This is a genomic window from Leeuwenhoekiella marinoflava DSM 3653 (assembly GCF_900129005.1).
Classification (GTDB): Bacteria; Bacteroidota; Bacteroidia; order Flavobacteriales; family Flavobacteriaceae; genus Leeuwenhoekiella; species Leeuwenhoekiella marinoflava.
In genome coordinates this window covers 172,504-192,959 of record NZ_FQUN01000005.1, presented here as the reverse complement: position 1 = coordinate 192,959, position 20,456 = coordinate 172,504, and the positions used below count along the sequence as shown (strand labels likewise).

The 20,456-nt window shown below is 35.5% G+C and carries 19 protein-coding genes; 11 read left to right on the top strand and 8 right to left on the bottom strand.

Annotated features, from left to right (window positions below; genetic code table 11):
- Positions 1-655: 655 nt before the first annotated feature.
- The 3 genes from BUB91_RS04535 to BUB91_RS04525 are packed head-to-tail and all read right to left on the bottom strand — an operon-like array spanning position 656 to position 2,094.
- Entirely contained in the window at positions 656-976 is a 321-nt protein-coding gene (locus BUB91_RS04535) for a hypothetical protein (RefSeq protein WP_073097530.1), read from the bottom strand.
- 29 nt (positions 977-1,005) lie between these two features.
- Positions 1,006-1,293, bottom strand: a complete 288-nt coding sequence (locus BUB91_RS04530) for a DUF1330 domain-containing protein (RefSeq protein ID WP_073097528.1) — start codon at positions 1,291-1,293, stop codon at positions 1,006-1,008.
- 9 nt (positions 1,294-1,302) lie between these two features.
- A complete protein-coding gene (locus BUB91_RS04525) occupies positions 1,303-2,094 on the bottom strand; it encodes an SDR family oxidoreductase (RefSeq protein WP_073097525.1) in 792 nt (263 codons plus the stop codon).
- A gap of 126 nt (positions 2,095-2,220) precedes the next feature.
- On the opposite strand from BUB91_RS04525, the gene BUB91_RS04520 reads away from it, so the two are divergent.
- The 8 genes from BUB91_RS04520 to BUB91_RS04480 all read left to right on the top strand — a co-directional run bounded on the left by BUB91_RS04520 (position 2,221) and on the right by BUB91_RS04480 (position 10,592).
- Positions 2,221-2,568 carry a winged helix-turn-helix transcriptional regulator gene (locus BUB91_RS04520; RefSeq protein ID WP_073097523.1) on the top strand — a complete coding sequence of 116 codons (348 nt, stop codon included), beginning with the start codon at positions 2,221-2,223 and terminating at the stop codon, positions 2,566-2,568.
- Positions 2,569-3,468: 900 nt separating this feature from the next.
- On the top strand, positions 3,469-4,002 hold the full coding sequence (locus tag BUB91_RS04510) for an RNA polymerase sigma factor (RefSeq protein WP_073097518.1): 534 nt from the start codon (positions 3,469-3,471) through the stop codon (positions 4,000-4,002).
- 178 nt (positions 4,003-4,180) lie between these two features.
- Positions 4,181-4,492 carry a hypothetical protein gene (locus tag BUB91_RS04505; RefSeq protein WP_073097516.1) on the top strand — a complete coding sequence of 104 codons (312 nt, stop codon included), beginning with the start codon at positions 4,181-4,183 and terminating at the stop codon, positions 4,490-4,492.
- 261 nt (positions 4,493-4,753) lie between these two features.
- Positions 4,754-4,963, top strand: a complete 210-nt coding sequence (locus BUB91_RS04500; RefSeq protein ID WP_073097514.1) for a hypothetical protein — start codon at positions 4,754-4,756, stop codon at positions 4,961-4,963.
- A 10-nt stretch (positions 4,964-4,973) separates the two neighbouring features.
- A complete protein-coding gene (locus BUB91_RS04495) occupies positions 4,974-5,816 on the top strand; it encodes a FecR family protein (RefSeq protein WP_073097512.1) in 843 nt (280 codons plus the stop codon).
- Between the two features lie 94 nt (positions 5,817-5,910).
- Positions 5,911-8,520 carry a TonB-dependent receptor gene (locus BUB91_RS04490; protein WP_073097746.1) on the top strand — a complete coding sequence of 870 codons (2,610 nt, stop codon included), beginning with the start codon at positions 5,911-5,913 and terminating at the stop codon, positions 8,518-8,520.
- A 4-nt stretch (positions 8,521-8,524) separates the two neighbouring features.
- Positions 8,525-9,358: a DUF4249 domain-containing protein gene (locus BUB91_RS04485; protein ID WP_073097748.1), complete on the top strand. Its 834-nt coding sequence runs from the start codon at positions 8,525-8,527 to the stop codon at positions 9,356-9,358.
- A gap of 361 nt (positions 9,359-9,719) precedes the next feature.
- Entirely contained in the window at positions 9,720-10,592 is an 873-nt protein-coding gene (locus BUB91_RS04480; RefSeq protein ID WP_073097510.1) for an HD domain-containing protein, read from the top strand.
- Positions 10,593-11,206: 614 nt separating this feature from the next.
- On the opposite strand, the gene BUB91_RS04475 is transcribed toward BUB91_RS04480, so the two are convergent.
- Positions 11,207-11,962, bottom strand: a complete 756-nt coding sequence (locus tag BUB91_RS04475) for a class I SAM-dependent methyltransferase (protein ID WP_073097507.1) — start codon at positions 11,960-11,962, stop codon at positions 11,207-11,209.
- Positions 11,963-12,030: 68 nt separating this feature from the next.
- Between BUB91_RS04475 and BUB91_RS04470 the strand changes: the two genes are divergently transcribed.
- Entirely contained in the window at positions 12,031-12,819 is a 789-nt protein-coding gene (locus BUB91_RS04470) for an AraC family transcriptional regulator (protein ID WP_073097505.1), read from the top strand.
- Between the two features lie 378 nt (positions 12,820-13,197).
- Here the strand turns inward: BUB91_RS04470 and BUB91_RS04465 are convergent, their stop codons facing one another.
- Positions 13,198-13,926, bottom strand: a complete 729-nt coding sequence (locus BUB91_RS04465; RefSeq protein ID WP_083557828.1) for an arylesterase — start codon at positions 13,924-13,926, stop codon at positions 13,198-13,200.
- A gap of 82 nt (positions 13,927-14,008) precedes the next feature.
- On the opposite strand from BUB91_RS04465, the gene BUB91_RS04460 reads away from it, so the two are divergent.
- Positions 14,009-14,692 carry an ABC transporter ATP-binding protein gene (locus BUB91_RS04460; RefSeq protein WP_073097503.1) on the top strand — a complete coding sequence of 228 codons (684 nt, stop codon included), beginning with the start codon at positions 14,009-14,011 and terminating at the stop codon, positions 14,690-14,692.
- Positions 14,692-17,241, top strand: coding sequence for an ABC transporter permease (locus tag BUB91_RS04455; RefSeq protein ID WP_241652561.1), 2,550 nt, complete (start codon positions 14,692-14,694; stop codon positions 17,239-17,241). Before BUB91_RS04460 ends, BUB91_RS04455 begins: the two co-directional genes overlap by 1 nt.
- Before the next feature lies 1 nt (position 17,242).
- Here BUB91_RS04455 and BUB91_RS04450 read toward each other — a convergent pair whose 3' ends face one another.
- The 3 genes from BUB91_RS04450 to ggt all read right to left on the bottom strand — a co-directional run bounded on the left by BUB91_RS04450 (position 17,243) and on the right by ggt (position 20,455).
- Positions 17,243-17,977 (bottom strand): DUF3307 domain-containing protein, encoded by a 735-nt coding sequence (locus tag BUB91_RS04450; protein ID WP_073097502.1) that lies wholly within the window; start codon positions 17,975-17,977, stop codon positions 17,243-17,245.
- Entirely contained in the window at positions 17,974-18,567 is a 594-nt protein-coding gene (locus tag BUB91_RS04445) for a transcriptional regulator (protein WP_073097500.1), read from the bottom strand. The genes BUB91_RS04450 and BUB91_RS04445 overlap by 4 nt, the downstream gene beginning before the upstream one ends.
- 133 nt (positions 18,568-18,700) lie before the next feature.
- The gene (gene ggt / locus BUB91_RS04440) at positions 18,701-20,455 is read right to left on the bottom strand and encodes a gamma-glutamyltransferase (protein WP_073097498.1); all 1,755 of its coding nucleotides are present in this window, start codon (positions 20,453-20,455) and stop codon (positions 18,701-18,703) included.
- Position 20,456: the final 1 nt, after the last annotated feature.

Below are 20,456 nucleotides of genomic sequence, written 5' to 3'. Positions count from 1 at the left end.
ATTCTGTAAACTACTTCTAAGACAAAGGTCTATTTTTATAAACATAATTATAAGGTGTTGATATCCAGTGAATTTTGAGGGGATAGGTATATATTTAGTGTTGATATAATAAGTTGGCACCAATTAAATAAACTATGTCAGACCTAAATACAAATAACGACCCTGAAGAAGAAATTCGACAAAGACTTAAGCTTTGAATTGCCAGAAACCATAAGATGGGTAATTAGCATTCCTATAATCCTCTTGATACTTTTCATACTTGGGGTTTATGCATACCTAATTTTCTGCAATCCGAAATATATTGACCCTAACAAATTTGGTTTACCCTCAACTCTGATTGTTCTTATAATAATTTTGTGGATTAATAGTTTACTTTTCGGTAAAACAAAAGATGCCCATACTGGGCACACACACCGTGAAACACGCATTGCTTCTGATTTTCCTTTCGGAAAATCCTCGCAAGCGTTAACGTGCGTGTTTTTTAAGTATCTTAGTTCTTAAACCACGCAACGCCTGTTACACAATCACGTTGCGGTCTATTTAAGACAAACATTATGAAAACGAAATTTAACGCTTACGAAAAGACTCTTTACGAATTTTTAAGCGACATATATGTTGTTTGTCCCAAGTGCGAGAATCATGAAATAGGCGATCACTAGTCCTGGTCAATTAGTAGAAAGCTTATAGTATCATCTTTAAATTTGAAATGATAGGACAACATTAGAGGACTACCGGGGAAATTTCCTGAAATCTCAGCTTTTAGGAGCTGTTGACCCTCAAAATAATCTAGAGGTTTCATGGCTATTTTAAAGGTTTCGTTGGTTTTAGATATCCAATTTTTTATTTCCTGTTTACCCCGATGAGTTTTTCCTTCATCTTTTACAGTAGCCTCTTCTGAGAAACATGCTACATAGGCAAGGCTATCAGAATTATTTTGAGCATCGATTAAGTCTTTGATTGTCTGCGGTAATTTCATTTTCTTTTAAATTTACATTATTTGTATTGTTAGTGGCCTTCCACCAATATGCCGTCGTATAAAGCGCCATTGTAGCGGTGTTTAGAGGCATTTTGATAGGCATCGCTGTAGTACCATTTTTTAGCGGAATCTCCATCGGGAAATCGGGCGATTACGATACCCTCAATGGGTCTGCCTTCCAGAACTTCAAAAACCCCATAAGAAACCAAAACTTCCATAGGATGTCCATCTATAGTATCTTTTATCAGGTTTTGATAGGTTTCTAATTCCTTTTTGTCTAGGGTTTTTGTTCGTGTAAATACGATATAGGCTGCCATAGTCTTTATTTAAATTGTAGGAATAGTTCCGCCATCAATAACGTATTCCGTTCCTGTTAGATAATTTGCTCTTGGGGAAACCAGAAATCCTATCAGTTCGGCAATTTCTTCTGGTTCTGCCGGTCGTCCGTAGGGTATTCCGCCTAATGACTCCATTAAACTTTGTTTGGCTTCTTCAAAACCTGTATTTGAATTTTCGGCCAATCGTTCTACTAATCGTGATGATGATGTGGTCATGATCCAACCCGGAGATACCGTTAAGACGCGAACTCCTTTTGGAGATACCTCGTTAGATAAGCCTTTACTGTAATTAACTAAACCAGCTTTTGCGGCGGCATAAGGTAATGTGGAATCGTATAAAGGTAATTTAGCCTGTATGGATCCTATATGAATAATTACACCACTTTTATTCATAATCATTTGAGGTAAAAATCCACGATCTAAACGAACAGGAGCAAGTAAATTGGTCTGGAGCGTCTCCACCCAGTCGCTATCAGTTAATACAGCATAACCACCCCCTTTAGTTTCAGACCCTCCCAGGTTATTAATCAGAATATCCAACCTTTCAAATAGTTTTAAGGTTTCAGTAACTACTTTTTCAGTACCAGCGGTTGTACTTAGATCTGCAGCTATGAAGTTTAGGTTGCTTGCTTTGTTTTCAGGTAAATTTCTTGCAACTGCAATAACTTCTGCACCGGCTTGTGATAAACGCTCTGCAATTGCTCTTCCGGCTCCTTGGGTGCCACCAGTAACTAAAGCGATCTTACCTTTTAATTCGTTGTTGCTATTTGATGCTCTCATTTTTCAAAATTTTACTATTCAAAATTGAGTTATATGCTGAGTTATCACAAGTACGGAATATCGAATTGCATAGGGATAAAAAAATCCCTTATTGCTGCATTTGAGGCTTTAAAGTAAGTTTGTACTATGAACGAAAGAAAAATTCCTATAAATCTTAATTGTGGTCTCGACCTGGTTGCGGCTGTTTTGTACGCTAAATGGAAAATCCGTTTATTGTGGTTTATCCACCAAGGCTTTTTAAGGCCCAGTGAATTGCAACGTAAAATTCCGGAGGCTTCAAGAAGGGTTTTAAATATTCAATTAAAGGAACTGGAGGGCCACGAATTGGTCACTAAGAAAATTTACCCTGTTGTTCCTCCTAAAGTAGAATATACGCTCACTGAGTTTGGCAAATCAATCATTCCCATAATTTCAGTTTTAGGTAAATGGGGTGACGATAATGAAGATCGATTACGCTCAGTTATTACGAAATAAACCTAAAAATTCTACTTTTAAAAGACCATCCGGTCTTAGGTTGACTCCGTAAGATTACTAACTTTATAAATTAGAGTAGGGGATCTGATGCTCAAGCTTAAAAAATACTTAAAGTGTATTAGGGTACTTCTAACTCATAGAATATTCAACAAATTTTAAGCATTTCGAGGATATCTTTTTAAAAAAGGGGTAAACTTTTGAACAAAGGGATACGATTTGACACGTTCCAGATCGGCGGTGTCTGTTGATGAAGATAAGATGTATAACTGTAGATTGCATACCGGTTTAGGTATTGATTGAAATTTATCCAGAAATTCCCATCCGTCCATTACGAGTATATGTAAGTCTAGTAGTATAATGCAGGCTGACGTCGTTTTTGAATATTGCTCTAAAGTATTTAAGGCAGTTGCTCCATTTTCGCAGTATATGAAGATTAACGAACTAGCTGTCAGATTCATCATCATTTTTTCAACAATGAGCTGAATGATTGGATAAATACCGATTTATGCATTTAAAAGTATTTGTTGAGCTTCTTCCGTAATTTTTTTAACAATAGAATCCATTCCATTAGACGAAATTTTTAATTGATTTAACCAAAATTGCAAATCATCCAATTCATCTTTGTTTGACTCAAGTAGATTAATAATCCCTAATATTTTGATTAATGGAGCTCTTACCACATGAGACTGGGGCCACGCTATGTTTTTAAGTTCTCATTTAGCTTTTCAATTTGTTGAACGTTTAAGCAGGGGGTACTATGCCTATTCGATTTTAATGACAAATGAAATTCAACACCTACTTGATGAATATAAAAAAGCCTTGATTACTAAAAAGAAATAATATAAAACCTATAATAAATAGCCCAAATGTTTGTTTTAAAGCAGAAGAACCTTCAATGAAATGGAAAACAAAAAACTTGTAAGAAAACTTAAGAAAGCCAATAAAAAAGCTTTTAAGGATATTTATACATCTTACTATTCAAAATTAATTCAAACCGCAGAGCGATTTGAGTTTAAATTTCTTACACCCGAAGATTTTGTTCAGGAAACTTTTCTCAAGATCTACAATAACAGAGAACAATTAAAAGAAGACGTTCTTTTTGATAAGCAGTTATTTGTCATTTGTAAAAACATAATTTTAAATCATTTAAACAGAGAAAATAAGGTTATTTCTATTAACACCTATAACCTTAAAAGTGATTTTCAGGAAGAAGATAACCATAATTTTTATGAAGATTTCGAGCATAGAAAAACTCAATTAGAGTCTTTACTCTGCCAACTTCCAGAACAACAAAGAAAAATTTTTACACTTCACAAACTAAAAAATTATTCTTATCAGGAAATAGCAGAAGTTACCCAACTCTCCCCAAAGACAATTGCCAACCACATTTACCTAGCCAATAAATTTATTAAGAAAAAAATAGCGAACGCTTAGGAACTTTTTAATTCTCGTTTGTCATATAGGTGAATACAAAATAAACGTAATATGAAAAACCTAGTGAAATTTCTTAGTCTATTATCTTCATTTTAATTTTCTCGTCATGTAGTGATGATGATGCCCTTGTTCCCGAAACCACAACCGTGTTGGCAATTGGATTCAAGCCAAGGTTAGTTTGAAATATGAAAATCCATCTAATGGTAACATTATAGAAAGAGTTTACAATTTAACCGATTTATATGATCTTAAACTCACCTATACGGATGTTATAATTGACACCAATGCTAAACAAGAAATAACTTGTGAAAGCACAAATGCGATAGAGGGAGAATGGGAAAAAATTAATGAGAACACTTACAAACTTATCTTCGGCGAACAGACACAGGAAATAGGTGTTTCTTTTTTAGGTGTCGAAACAATGATGACCTTCGATATTGCTGAAGGAACGGGTGAAGGGACTATTATCCTTGAACGCCAATACCACTGAAGAAAATTTGTCTTTAGCGGTAAAAACAGTGAAGGGACTATTATCCTTGAACGCCAATAAACTACTCCAATATAATGACCTGAAGTTTAATTCAAACTTCGGGTTTACTTTTTTAAGGAAGGCTTTCACTTACGAGGGTTCAAATTGATATACAACTGAATATAACCCTGCATTATCAATCCAATGAGAAATATGAAAAGAAAAATGAATAAAGCTTAGGAACTTTTTAATTCTCGTTTGTCATATACCTATACGCAAACAATGAAAGTTGAAATATTTAAGACTGATATTAAAAATGAGCAACAGGCCAATTACTTGTTAACCTTACTTAGAAAAAGCATTTCAGATGCGTTAATCGATTTTGATTTTAAAGAGAACCATACTTTATTAAAAGTAAAAATAAATCGTGATGTTTCAGAAATCGTACATTCATTATTTATAACTCAGGGAGTAGATTGTCAAAAGCTTTAAAAGATTTATTATGGATGATAAAGAAATTGAAAAAAAATTACAAGATGCTTGGGAGGAAACTTCTAAAATACAGCCCAAAGATAAAGTTGAAAAATCCTGGCAAGATTTTTCATCAAGAACATTTAACCGTAAAAAGAAACCTATTAAACCCTGGCACTACGCAGCTGCGGCTGTGCTCGTTACTTTCCTTTCGATAGGTGGTTTGCGGATGTACAATAATTCATCATTTGAGTCTTCCATTGCCAGCAATATTAATATTATTGAAAACCCGGGCAATCAGAATAAAACCGTTTACCTTCCGGATGGCTCACTCGTAGAACTTGAACCAAATTCTCAACTCGAATTTTCAGATAATTTTAAAAAGAACAGAAAAGTCAGGGTAAAAGGAGAAGCTTTCTTTAGAGTTGAAAAAGACAAAGACCATCCATTTCAAGTATCGTGCAAAACTACCACGACTACTGTTTTAGGCACTGAGTTTACCGTGAAAGAAGAAATTAGTAATAGCGTAAGTGTCCAGCTTTATGAAGGTAGTATACAACTGAACGTAAAGGATAGTATCAATAACTGGATATTGTCCCCTGGCGAAAAGTTTGTCTATAATACTAATCAATTGACCATAACCGCTTTTGAAAGGTTTAAAGACTTTAATAAAAAACCTTTAAAAGAAGTTATTAACTATATTCAAACAAATTACAATTATAAAATAACCTTCCCTCAAGAACTACTACAAAAACAAGTAACAATTCGGATTCGAAAAAAGGAGACGCTATCGAACATTACACAAATATTATCCGAAATATATAATCTAAATTCTTATAGAGATGAAAACATAAAAGAAATAACATTTAAATAAAAAGCGAAAGGATGCCCTAGCCGCTAAACTAAGCATCCTTTCTATGATTAAAAGAGATATATCCATTTTAACCGAATATAAAAATACAAATTTCATGAAGCATATAAAGTATTGCTTTCTAATGCTTAGCTTAAATATCTTTTCGCAAAATATTACTGTTTCGTTAGATCAATCAGCAACGTTGAAACAATTATTTACTGAAATAGAAAATCAGACAGACTATAAATTTGCTTATAATAACTCCATAAATGTAGACCAAAAGCTAAGTGAAAAAATGGACTATAATGATGCAGAAATTGAAAGCTTTATTTCTATTCTCAATAAAAACTCACCTTTTCAATTTTCTGTCATAGGCAACAGTATTACTATTAAGAAAAGGGAATTACAATCTCAACAAGAGAGACATAAACTTTCTGGCGTAATTCTGGATGATTTGGGACAGCCTCTGTTAGGAGCTAATATTTACATTCAGGAAATATCAACAGGAGCTGTAACTGATGAAAATGGATATTTCTCAATGTGGCTCCCAGAAGGGAACTATACTTTAATTGCCAGTTATTTAGGGTTTGAAAACCAAACCCTAAATATAACCCTCAAGAGCAATAAAAATCTTAACATCTCAATGCTTGCAAACAACCAAACCTTAGACGAAGTTGTAATCACCCAGAACACGAAAGCATTGAATATCAAGAAACCGCAAATGAGTGTGAATAGCCTATCTGCTGAAGAAATAAAAGGAATGCCAGTAGTAATGGGGGAAGCCGATCCTTTAAAATCCTTGTTAACACTACCTGGGGTGACCAGTTCTGGAGAAGCCTCATCGGGCTTCAATGTACGCGGGGGTGCCGCAGATCAAAATTTAATTCTATTAGATGGAGCTCCCATCTATAGCGATTCTCATTTGTTTGGATTTTTCTCTGTTTTTAATGCTGATGCAATTAGTAGTTTAGATTTATATAAAGGAGGCATTCCTTCTCGTTTTGGCGGGAGAGTTTCTTCCATATTGGACGTACATCAAAAAACGGGAAATTATGAAGATCTCCATATTAATGGTGGAATTGGCTTAATATCCAGCAGGCTAACTGTAGAAGGGCCTATAAAAAAAGAAAAAGGATCTTTCATGGTGGCGGGACGTACTTCTTACGCTCATCTTTTTCTAAAACTAGCAGATAATGAAAATTCTGCAAAGTTTTATGATTTGAATACGAGGCTTAATTATAAATTAAATGAAAATAACAGCCTCCATTTTTCCGGGTATCTTGGGAACGATATTTTTGATATAAGCGACAGTTTCTCTAGTACTTATGGAAATACTATGGGAAATTTGAGTTGGAAACATCGCTTCTCCAATAACATCAACACAAATTTATCATTATTCTACAGTGACTATACTTTCAATTTAAATATAAACGAGCAAAACTTTAATTGGGATAGTACTATTAAAAGTTATGGATTAAAATACAATTGGAATCATTTTATTTCAGAAAATATACAGCTTAACTATGGTGTAGCAGCAAATTATTATGGTTTCAACCCCGGCACCTTAAACCCTGAAAATGAGGATTCTCAATTTAATTTTCAGCAGCTTGATAAAAAATATGCATTAGAACCTTCCGCATATTTAGATGTTGAACATAAAATTACAGAAAAACTTAATCTACGCTATGGATTACATTATAGTATGTTCTACCGCTTTGGAAAGCAGGAAATAAATACCTATGCTAATGATAACCCGGTAATCTATAATCCTACGTATAACATTTATGAAGAGGCTATCCCTACAGGATCAATTACTTATGATAAAGGTGAAAAAATTGCAAATTTCAATAATTTAGAACCCAGAATAGCCCTGTCGTATGCTTTAAACGATGATCAATCTTTTAAAGTGAGTTATAACAGAATGGCGCAATATCTACACATTTTATCCAACACACAATCACCCACGCCAATGAATATATGGACTCCTAGCGGACCGTTTATAAAACCACAACTGCTTGACCAATATGCCGTAGGATATTTTAGAAATTTTAATAACAAGAAATATTCACTCGAAACGGAATTCTTCTATAAAGATATTAAAAATAGAGTGGATTATGTAGAAGGTGCAGATTTATTGGCGAATAACAATATAGAAAGGGTAATTCTTAATGGGAAGGCGAGAGCTTATGGAATGGAATTATTACTTCGTAAAAACACAGGTAAATTAACGGGTTGGATCGCCTATACACTTTCACGGGCAGAACAAAAAACGGTGGGTAGATCTCCCGAAGAACCTGGAATTGCAAATGGAAATTGGTATTTATCTCCATATGATAAGCTACACGACATCAGTATTATAGCAAATTACGATTATAACAAAAAATGGTCTTTTAACGCTAATTTTTCATTGCAATCAGGTCAACCCGTGACGTATCCGAATGGATATTATGAGCTTGGCGAAATTCATATTCCTAATTATTCAAGCCGGAATGAAAATCGGTTACCTGCCTATCATCATTTGGATTTGGCAGCCACATATACTCCAAAACCTAATAAAAATAAAGGGTGGCAAAGCTCCTGGGTATTTAGTATTTATAATGTTTACAACAGACAAAATGCAGCTTCAATTCGTTTCACTACCAATGAAGATAATGGGTTAAATGAAGCACGCCGACTATCTATCTTTGGCATATTACCAAGCATATCGTATAATTTCAAATTTTAAAGAGATGAAAACAATAATAAAACTGAAAAAATTAAAATACGTAGGAATTCTTGTCCTGCTTTTTCTATGCTCCTGTGAGGATGTTATTGATGTGGATCTGGAAACAGGTGATTCCACAATTGTAATTGATGCCGAGATTTTATGGAAAAAAGGAACGGATGGAAGTCTCCAAACTATACGAATAAGCCGAATGACTGATTATTATAATCCAGAGCCCCCAAAGGTATCCGGAGCTCAAGTTTATATAGAAGATAGTAATGGAGATTTATTTACTTTTAATGAATCCAGTCAGTCAGGCCTATATATATGTGATAATTTTATTCCTCAATTAAACGAAAGTTATACGTTAAACGTCACATTGGAAGATCAAACTTTTACAGCCTCTGAAAAGTTGATGCCTGTACCGGAAATAAATCGTGTAGAGCAAGATTACGTAAAAGGATTTTCTGGAGATGAAAATTTTGAGGTTTCCATTTTTTACGATGATTCTGAAAATCAAGCTAATTTTTATTTAACTGATTTTAAAGCTAATGTTTTACAATATCCCGAGTACATTCTTACCGATGATGATTTTTATAACGGAAACGAAATTGAAAATAATTTTTCAAATGAAGATTTAGTCGTAGGAGATACAATAGAAATAATGCACAGGGGAGTTTCTGAACAATTTTATAATTATATGAATCTAGTATTGGAAACAACTAGTTCTAACCCTTTTTCTACTCCACCTGCAAATATTCGAGGAAATATCATAAATCAAAACAGTCCTGATGAATACGCTTTGGGATATTTCAGGTTATGTGAAGCAAACCATTTGTTATATATTCTAGAAGAATAGTGAACTGAGAATACCATTAAAATTGTACCGGTGATAATTTACAAAACTACTACAGAGTCTTCTGAAAGTAGTACAGTAGTAGTAGAGAAATTTCAAGAATTTGATTATACAGATTCGGTAAACGGTTGAAGCATTTTTAGTAGCCTGTTTATTCCTGAAGATTATGATGCTGACACTTCCTACCCCAATGATAGTTTTTATTGCTGATGCAAGTGTGGTATTCCGTAAGCGAATTTGTTATTGATTTCCTAACTTAGCTTTAGGATTGATAAACAGAAACAAAAGTTCCGGTTATCCCCGCAAAAAAAGGGAATAATGGGTGTATTTATCTTGATATAATGAATTCCCTGCAAGCAAAAAAATGAAGTACAGCGATAAAATTTATGGAGGCGTTGAATTCACAGGAGTTATCAAAGAGTTGATAAATACGAGTGTATTTCAAAGATTAAAGAGAATTCATCAAGGAGGAGCAATTTTTTTAGTCAATCCGAAAATAAACCATACGAGATTTGAACATTCAATCGGAGTGATGTTGCTTATAAAAAAAATAGGGGGAAGTATTGAAGAACAAGTAGCCGGATTAATTCACGATATTTCGCATACTGCATTTTCTCATTTAATTGATTACGTATTAGAAATCGAAGAAGAAGATTATCACGAGAATAGGTTTGAAGAAGTCTTGAGGGATAAAGAGTTAAACAGTGTTCTTAAAAAATATCAACTTGATATTAATAAGTTCATTGAAATTGAAAGCTATCAACTTTTAGAATATCCTCTACCAAATTTATCAGCCGACAGAATAGATTATACGCTAAGAGATTTGTTTCAAATTGGAGAAATTTCGATAAAAGAGATTTTATGGTTTCTAAGTGGATTGAAAATAGTTGATAATAGAATCGTCTTGATTTCTGAAGAGCACGGGAAGTGGTTTCAATCAAAGTATGAATTTTTAGTATCTGAATATTTTGGAGGAAAACAAAACAAAGAGGTGAATATCTTAATGAAGAAGATTGTAAAAGATTGTCTAACAAAACGAATTATTCAAGAGGAGGATTTTCACCAAGACGATTTTTATTTAATCGACAAGATAAACCGTTCAGTAAATCTAAAGAAAATGATAGGTGAAATCGGGAAAATAGGAATAGACAACGGAAAATTTATACAAAAGAAAAGGAAAGTTGATCCTGAAATACTTGTTGATAATCGAGTGTTGAAATTATCAGAAATAAGTTAAAAGAACCCAGCAGGTAATAACATCGGCTATAACAAAAGAGAGTTAAAAGACTAAAATGAAAATAATTACACAAAATAAACTAATTGCTCAACGGACAAGTAAATGAATTATAATCTCGCACTTGCTATAGACGAAAACCGTTGGTGCACCCAGCCGCTGTACTATTCCAATAGGTGAAAATCCTATCTGGGTAATTGACTGTTCACCCGGCAGAAAAATGAACAGGAATTACCGTGAGGTAGTGAACTGAAGCCTTGTTCTTTCAAATCATCAAGCCATAATGTTCAGTCGTGAACCCCATAGTAGCTAGGAGTTGTGTAAGCGTAGATTTGGGGAGTGTGTTGACGTTCGCGAACCCTGCCTACAGGAATTTTATAAAATACAAAAACCTGTTAGATATAGAAAAATATGCCCGTTTGAAAACCCTTGCGAAAGCTCAATGAAGAATACTATCGCTAAGCCGCGAGGAAAAATTCATGCACGGTTTGATCCAGAGATACTGCTATCCGAAATTTAATAACCTAGCAATTAAATATATTAATTCGGATAGCAGGCTCTATTCTACTGTTTCATACAGAACAAAATCCCCTGATTAAGAGGATATTTAAAACATTTTAATTCTTTGCGGAAAAAATATGAACTGGATAATGTAAAAAATATTCATCATTTAATTTTGAAACATTTATCCCTAAATCATTTACACCCAAATCAGCAATAATCATACTTTTTAAAGCATTTGCGTCTTTTGGAAAAGATGCTTTAAGTTGCTCTTTTAGTCCAATCTGCATCGAATAAAAATCCGTATTTAAACATTTAAAACCGACCTTTTCAAAAAGATTAGAAAATTCAGTTAATGAAAGTGCCGTAACATGAGAATAATCCCTGTTTTTTTCCATTTCATTGTATTTTTTAATTTTGGTATCTGGTAAAGAAACATCAACAACTAAAACCTTGCCCTCTGGTTTACAAACCCTTTTCATCTCAGACAAAACTTTAAATGGATTTAAGAAATGATGAAAACCAAATCTTGAAATTACAATTGAAAAGCTATTATCCTTGTAAGGTAAACTTTCAACATCTCCAATTTGCCAAGTCACATTAGCAAGGTTGAGCTTAGTCTGTAATTTTCTTGCCTCATCAAGCATTCCTTGTGTCATATCAATTCCTGTCACATGCTTGGTATATTTGGCGAATTCACATGATACAATACCAGAGCCACAGGCAATATCTAATACTGAATCACTCTTTGAAGCGGATGACAAGGAAATTAGCTTATCTAAAGCATCACTATGTGAAGTAATTGCAGTGTATCCACTTGCTTGCTTTGAAAATTGCTCCACAATTTTTTTTTTATGATTTTTAATATCCATAATCTATTATTTTAAATTTCTACAAAGCTCAGGAATAGAAACAATGTCTTTATTACTATATTTAGACAATGAATATTGATTATAAGACAAGTATTGAAATAGATTCGGGTTATGAAATAAACGAGTTACGTCCAGTAATTACCTATTCGGAAGATATTCAAAATGCTAAATGTGCAAATTCACATGCACATCCAAGAGGACAAATTATATCATGTAGCTCAGGTGTTATGGAGATTGTTACAAAATGTAACATTTGGATAGTTAACCCTTTACAAAGTGTTTGGATTGCTAGTAACGAAGAACATCAAGTTTTTTTTCCAAATAACGTAAAGGTAATTACAGCATTTATTGACAAATCAAAATTAAAGAATCTTCCAAAAGATAGTTTTGCCTTTGACAATTCGAATTTTTTAAACAGTCTTCTAGAAAAAATAATCTCTTTTTCTAATCCCAACAAGTTCACTCAACAACAAAATAGAGTACTCGAAGTATTTCTAGATGAAATCTCTACTTTGGAACCAAGCACAACCTTTTTACCGACAAGCCAAGATGAAAGAGTAAAAATCGTAGTAGACGATTTAATGGATAATTTTTCAAGCAAAAATACCATTGATTATTATGCTGATAAATCATCTGTGAGTCCAAGAACACTTTCAAGGTTATTTAACAAGGAATTAGGTATGAGTTTTGGAGATTGGAGAATGCGTTTAAAATTAATAGAAGCTGTCAAACAGCTAGGAGAAAATAAAAGTGTAAAGGAAATTGCCTTTGATCTAGGTTATGAAAATGTGAGTTCATTTACTGCGATCTTTAAAAAGCATTTTGGAAAAACACCGACAAGTTATCTAATGAAATAAGTACGAAAACACAACAACGTATCTTATGGTGGGAAAAATGCTAAATTCAAGCTTTGTGCGTTTAAGTAAATTTATAGCTAGCCGACAGGAATGAGTTTTGAAAACCGTCACAAGTCATATGTGTGCCGAGAGTTTTAGTCAAGACAAAATAGATCATTACAAATAAACTCAACTTGACAATACCTTATATTTACGAATGCAAAGTAAGACGCTTTTCGTTTAACTGGCATGCAGTAGGGTAGAGGAAATGCGATCAGAAGTTTAGTTTAGTAAACTAAATAAAACCCTGTAAATCGTAGTATTTACAGGGTTTTATGTTTTTGTGATATTCATATAATTTGATCCCTTATTTTAGGATGGATCTGTAGTTTTGAATCATTATTTATTTAAAAGTGGTTTTAAAACAGACCATACATTATTAGCTACAATTTTATGACCTTTTGGGTTAGGGTGTATCCCATCGTTTTGATTGAGACTGGCAATTCCACCTACATTTTCTAATAAAAAAGGAATGAGTTTAATGTCATTTTCTTCAGCAAGTTTTGGGAAGATAGCTTTAAAATCCTGAGTATATTCAGTTCCTAAATTTGGGGGGAGTTGCATACCGGCTAAAACAATTTGCGCCTGATGCGCTTCGGCTTTGACTTTATTGATCATCCATTGTAGGTTTTCACGCGTTTCAGCTACAGAAACCCCGCGTAAACCATCATTTGCTCCAAGTTCAAGAATAAAAATAGCTACATCAGGTTCTAAAACCCATTCTAATCTGCTTTTTCCACCGGCAGTGGTTTCACCGCTCAGGCCGGCATTTATAATCTGGTAGTCCAGATCAAGACTGTCAATTTTACCCTGAATCAAATCTGGGAAGGCATCATCTGGATCTTCTAGTCCGTAACCAGCGGTTAGACTATCGCCAAAAAACAAAATAGTTTTTGAAATAGTGTCAGTCGAAGTTTCAGAATTATATGAAGTGGCGTCAGTAGAAACTTCAGTTGAATTTTCTTTAGTTTCTACGGAATCTTTACAGCTTGTAAAATTCAGGCAAGCTAAAAAACAACAAAAGATTAACAGGCTTCGTACAGGTATCGTAAGTATATGTAAACGCATTTAGTTATTTTGCTTAAAAGCCAACATTTGTAAGGTTTTACACGGTTTTAACGTCAAAACCAAGATTATAGAAACAAACGCGATGACTTCCATATTAGAAATATCAAATTTAGAAAAAAGCTACACCAGTGGCTCTAAAAAGCTTACTGTACTTGAAGATATTAACTTTAGTATAACAGAACAAGAAACATTTTCTATTGTGGGGCCTTCGGGTAGTGGTAAAACCACCTTGCTAGGATTGTGTGCCGGACTTGACAAGCCAGATTCTGGCAGTGTTATTTTAAATGGAATTGAACTGAGCAGTCTTTCTGAAGACGAGCGCGCCGTTTTGCGTAATAAGCACGTGGGTTTTGTGTTCCAGGATTTTCAATTGTTACCTACACTTACAGCTATTGAGAATGTAGCTGTTCCGTTAGAATTGCAAGGCAATAAAAATGCATACGCAAGGGCTAAAGAACTTTTGATAAAGGTAGGTCTGGTAGATCGTAGCGATCATTACCCGTCTCAATTATCCGGAGGGGAACAACAACGAATTGCGCTGGCTAGGGCTTTTGCTAATGATCCTAAAATCTTATTTGCTGATGAACCTACTGGTAATCTAGATGCGGAAACAGGAGAGAAAGTCGTACAACTTCTTTTTGAATTGAATAAAGAGTTGGGAACTACGCTGGTTCTGGTCACGCACGATATGGAACTCGCTAAAAAAACGCAAAATATTCTTACCATTAGAGGTGGTAAAATAGCCAATTTAACAAGCGCTGTTTAATGAGTGAGTCAACAAAAAATGCAGCAGGTGTAAACTGGCTATTTAAAATGGCTTGGCGGGATTTTAAAGCCAGCGCAGGTAAATTGAGCCTGTTCTTGGTTTCGATTATTCTTGGGGTTGCGGCGATTGTTTCCATTCAGTCTTTTGGAGAAACTTTGAAAGATAATATCGCGTTGCAATCTAAGGCCTTGATGGGAGCCGATTTTAAGATTGATAGTGATAACGAACTTACCGAAGAAGCTATTCAGATCATAGATTCTCTGGGTGGAGCAAATGCAAAAGAAATCTCCTTTTCCTCAATGGCTGTCTTTCCTAGAAACGGAGCGACAAAATTAGTACAGGTTCGGGGTATAAGTGGAGGGTTTCCGTTTTATGGCGAACTGGAAACAGAACCTGTTGCTGCCGGAAAAGGTTTTCAATCTCAAGAAGGAGCGCTGGTAGATGCGACTGTGATGCTTCAGCTTGATATTAAAGTAGGAGATTCTATTAAAATTGGGGAGGTGCAACTTCCTGTTTTGGGAGGTTTGAGTAACGTGCCGGGAAGTAATGCCGTGTTTAGTGCGATTGCTCCACCTGTTGTTATTCCGTATAGTTATATTGAAAAAACAGGTTTGGTTCAGCTCGGTAGCCGTATAGATTATGAATATTATTTCAAGGCTCCACAGACTAATATGGAGCAGTTAGAACAAGCTATAGGAAAGCGTCTGGATGAGGCAGAAGCTGATTTGGATACGCATACTTCGACCAGTGAGCGTTTAGGAAGACGTTATGAGAACTTCGGAAAGTTTCTCAATCTGGTAGGATTTATCGCGTTATTACTAGGTTGTGTAGGAATTGCAAGTGCAACAACGATTTACATACGTGAAAAATTAAAATCTGTTGCTGTTTTAAAATGTTTGGGCGCTACCCGAATTCAGGCATTCTTGATTTACCTGATTCAGATTGGTGTCTTAGGATTTATAGGTGGAATTTTTGGAACACTTGCCGGTTTGCTTTTACAACAACTTTTTCCGGTGCTGCTTGAAGGATTATTACCGATAGATGTTGAGATTAGTATCTCGTGGACGGTTATTGCATTGGGTATTTTTATAGGTTCGGTTATGTCTGTGCTTTTTGCATTGTATCCGTTGTTGAGTACGCTGAATGTTTCGCCTTTACAAACCTTACGGGTTACGGAAAATGATAACAAACAATCTCTTAAAACAGCAATAGTTGTTTCTCTGGCTATACTCACGTTTATATTCTTGTTTGCATTTTGGTTGCTGGATAACTGGAAATATGCAGCTTCTTTTCTCGCAGGAATCGTAATCATTTTTGGAATCCTTGGCGGAATTGCACGCTTTTTTATGCGCTTGCTTAGAAAGTACTTTCCAGACTCCTGGAGTTTTACTTCGCGTCAAAGTTTGCGCAATCTCTTTCGCCCCAGAAACCAAACCGTGGTTTTGGTATTAGCAATTGGCGTGGGATCATTTTTGATCAGTACGCTTTATTTTACTAAAGATATTTTGCTTGCTCAGGCTAATTTAGATAGCAGCGCGCAACAGGCTAATATGATCTTGCTTGATGTGCAACGTGATCAGATGACAGATGTTGCTCAGACACTGACTAAGAACAATCTTAAACCTATAGATCAAATTCCGATTGTGACGATGCGTGTTCATAGTATAAACGGAATTACTAATGCTGCGCTAAAAGCAGACACCACACAGCGCATCAACCGCTGGATTCTCAATCACGAGTTTAGAACGACCTATCGCGATTCGCTTATTGCTTCGGAGGATTTACAGGCAGGTGAGTTTACAAATCGAGTGAAAACCGAAGAAGGGATTGTTCCCATTTCGGTAAGTAATAATTTTGCTGAAGATGCACAGGTTGCAGTAGGAGATAAGGTTATTTTTAATGTACAAGGAAGGTTGCTAGAAACCCAAATAGGGAGCATTCGTTTGGTAGATTGGAGCCGTCTGCAGCTTAATTTTTCTATTGTTTTCCCGGCAGGAGTTTTAGAAAAAGCACCACAGTTTGGGGTAATCACTACGCAGGTTCCGGATTCTGAAACTTCAGCAGCTATTCAACGTATTTTGGTAACCGACTATGCTAATATTTCAATTTTAGATTTACGTCAGGTGCTAACCGTGATTGAAGAATTACTGACCAAAATAAGCTATATCATTAATTTTATGGCGTTTTTCAGTATTCTAATTGGGATCATTGTGTTACTTGGCGCAGTGCGAACCAGTAAATATCAACGCATTCGTGAAAGCGTGCTACTTCGTACAATGGGTGCAAAAAGCAAACAGATTTTACGCATTCAGGGATTAGAATATTTGTATTTGGGAATTCTAGGATCGTTAAGCGGAATCTTATTGTCGTTGTTGGGAAGTTTATTCTTGGCTTATTTTGCGTTTGACACAGGTTTTATTCCGTCTTGGATTCCTTTTTTAGTGTTACTTCCGGGGATAACACTGCTTGTTTTGTTTATAGGATTGAGCAACAGCCGAAGCGTTATTAAAAGTTCGCCTTTAGAAGTATTGCGTAAAGAGGGCGTTTAACTTATAAAAACCGGATGAGGTACTGAAAGACTAATCCTGCGCCTATTGCGATACCAAAACTTAGCAAAGTTCCTATTAAGACATACTCGGTAAGTTGGCGGTTTTTCCCTTCGGTTAAATCTCCAAAACGAAAGACCGATTTGGCAGCGATAAGAAATCCTATAGCAGACCAGGCATTCAGTAAAATAAAAGCAAAGACAAATAAGCGTTCTAGAATACCTATTATTTTTCCGGCTCCTGCCAAAGAAGTACTTTTTTGGTTTTCTTTTTTGGAAGGTTCAATGGCATTTTGCCAGGGTTGTAAGATTACTTTTATTAAAATACCGGAAACAAAAGTCACAAAAAGCAATAGGCATAGCAGCAATAGAAACTGCGGTTGAAACAACGAGTTGAGATTTATAGGATAGAGTTCATAATAATATAATATCAGATTGAGCACCAACAAATGTGCAACCTGATCTGCCACAAAAAGTTTTCTGCTGTTCTTTTTTGTAGTTAATTTTATTTTCAATGCATCAATAGCATAATGGGTAGCAATAATGACAAAAACGCCCAAAAAATACTTGAGCTGAAATTGCAAGAGGATGAGTAATGCTAATAAATGAACACCTATGTGTGCGAGTAAATATTTTGATTTCCAACCGTGTTTTGTTTTATGCTTTACCCATTTTGTAGGCTGCAATACAAAATCACCCAGAATGTGAGCGAGTACTAATTTTAATGCGAGAGCTATCATAGCGTTTCGATTTGTTTTTCATAATAAGTAAGCATTTTTGTAACCTCGTCATAACCGGCTCTGCTAAGCGCTTTACTGATGGCGCTTTGTGCTTTGTTTAATTGCTTACTGAGTTCAGTTTGGTTAAGCTCTGGGGCTTCTAGGCGGGCTTTTACAATCGCTGCGGTCACTGGTGGCCAGTTATCCATAGTTAAGCTAGCTAGTGACAGCATCACGTTGAGCGTTTCGTCAAAATCTTTAGAAGCTGACTGAAGTACCAAGGTATTGTTTTTAATAGCGTCAAACGCTGTCCCAGAATGTACAAAAGCACTTCCGTTTGCCTGAGTTATTTGTGTCGCGGTATAGGTTTTATCACCAAGGCCAATAGCAATGCGCACATCGAGTTCTGCGCGCGTTTTAATTACGGCTTTGATATGTATTGCCGCTTTTAAGGCTGTTGTCGCATCAACTTCTAACTGAAAGCTGTCACCGCGGTAAATTTCCCAATCTTGAGGAGCCGTCCCATACTGATCAAGAATTGCAACAAGTTCTTGTTGCCATCCTTCATCTTCTCGTGAGTTTATGATGTCTCCTGTTAATACAGCTCTCATAATGTTACTAAAATTATACACTAAATAGATTATATGTTCGAATATACATTAAATAAATTATAATTTAAAATATATACTAAATGAGTTATAATTTAAAATATAGCTTAGAGAGGATATAACTGAAGCTTTCAATTTAAAAACCAACAGCCGTATCGTCACCACGACGGTCTGCGCCACCTTCTAAAGTTCCGTCTGGCAATACTAAAACCCCGTCAACTTTACCCAGAATTACGCTGTTTTCCTGACGAATTTCATAACCTTTATTTTGTAGACTATTGAGTGTTTCTTTCCCAAAGGCATTAGGCTCAAAAGTAACAATATCGGGTAACCATTGATGGTGAAAACGCGGCGCATCTACAGCTTCCTGCATTCCCATATTATAATCTACAACATTTAAAATAGTCTGCAATACCGAAGTTATAATTGTAGAACCACCCGGCGTACCAACGGTCATCCAAAGTTTACCGTTTTTCTCAACAATAGTAGGTGTCATCGAACTCAACATGCGTTTTTGCGGTTCGATTTTATTCGCTGCGGCACCTATAAGACCAAACATATTAGGTACACCGGGTTTCACACTAAAATCATCCATCTCATTATTCAGAAAAAAACCGAGTTCGTCTACATAGAGTTTAGAACCGTAAGCACCGTTTAAAGTAGTCGTTAGTGCAATCGCATTACCGTACTGATCTATGATCGAAAAATGCGTGGTTTCCATAGATTCATAACCGCTAATTACGCCTTGTTTAATTTCAGCAGAAGGAGTAGCGTTCTCAAAACTGAAGTTCTGCATACGTTCAGAAGCATAAGCTTCACTTGTGAGGCTATCAATCGGAATATCATTAAAGTCAGGATCCCCTAAAAAGAAGCTACGATCAGCATATGCATGGCGCTCTGCTTCGGTAATTACCTGAATGCTTTTTACGGAATTATGACCAAATCTCTGCATATCATAAGGTTCAAGCATTTTAAAGATCTGAGCCAGGCACACACCACCACTAGACGGAGGAGGCATCCCTATTACTTTTAGATTCTTGTACGTTGAGGTTATGGGTTTACGCCACACTGCTTCATAATTTTTAAGATCTTCAAGCGTGATAATACCGCCGTGGGCTTCAATAAAATCGACTAATTTTTGAGCAGTTTCTCCTTTGTAAAATTCGTTTTTTCCATTATCTGCAATGCGTTGTAAGGTTGCTGCTAAAACAGGATTTTTGATGAGATTACCGGTTTCAATTTTTAATGTATCGCTTTCGCGAAAGCCAACAGAATACAGAATCTCTTTTCCATTTACTTGATCAAATACAGAAGCATAATTTTGAAATCTGTTCAATTGATTTTCGGTTATAGCATAGCCATTTTTAGCGAGTTCAATAACTGGTTTTAAGATTTCAGACATAGGCATAGATCCTAGTTTTTCATTAATAGCAAACATCCCTGAAATGCTACCGGGAACACCTACAGCAAGCGGCCCTTGCCGACTTAAAGAATCAATAGGATTTCCTTCAGTATCAAGATACATATCATGCGTTGCAGCTATAGGAGCTTTCTCGCGATAATCAATACTGCCAATCTCGCCATTGGCTTTACGATAGACCATAAAACCACCTCCGCCTAAGCTTCCGGCGAAAGGGTAGGCGACATTTAAAGCCATATCTACAGCGATAAGCGCGTCAAAAGCATTACCGCCATTTTTTAAAATTTCGGCACCTATAAGAGAAGCTTCTTCTCGTGCAGAAACCACCATAATACTGTCTGCAAGATTCCCGCGTTGAATCTCACGCGGAGTTTCTTGTTCGGTTTTACAAGAGCTAACCAGTATTAAAAGAAGCAAAACTGTAAGCCAGTGATTAGAGATTTTAGAGCTGGTCAAAATAGTTTTTATCATA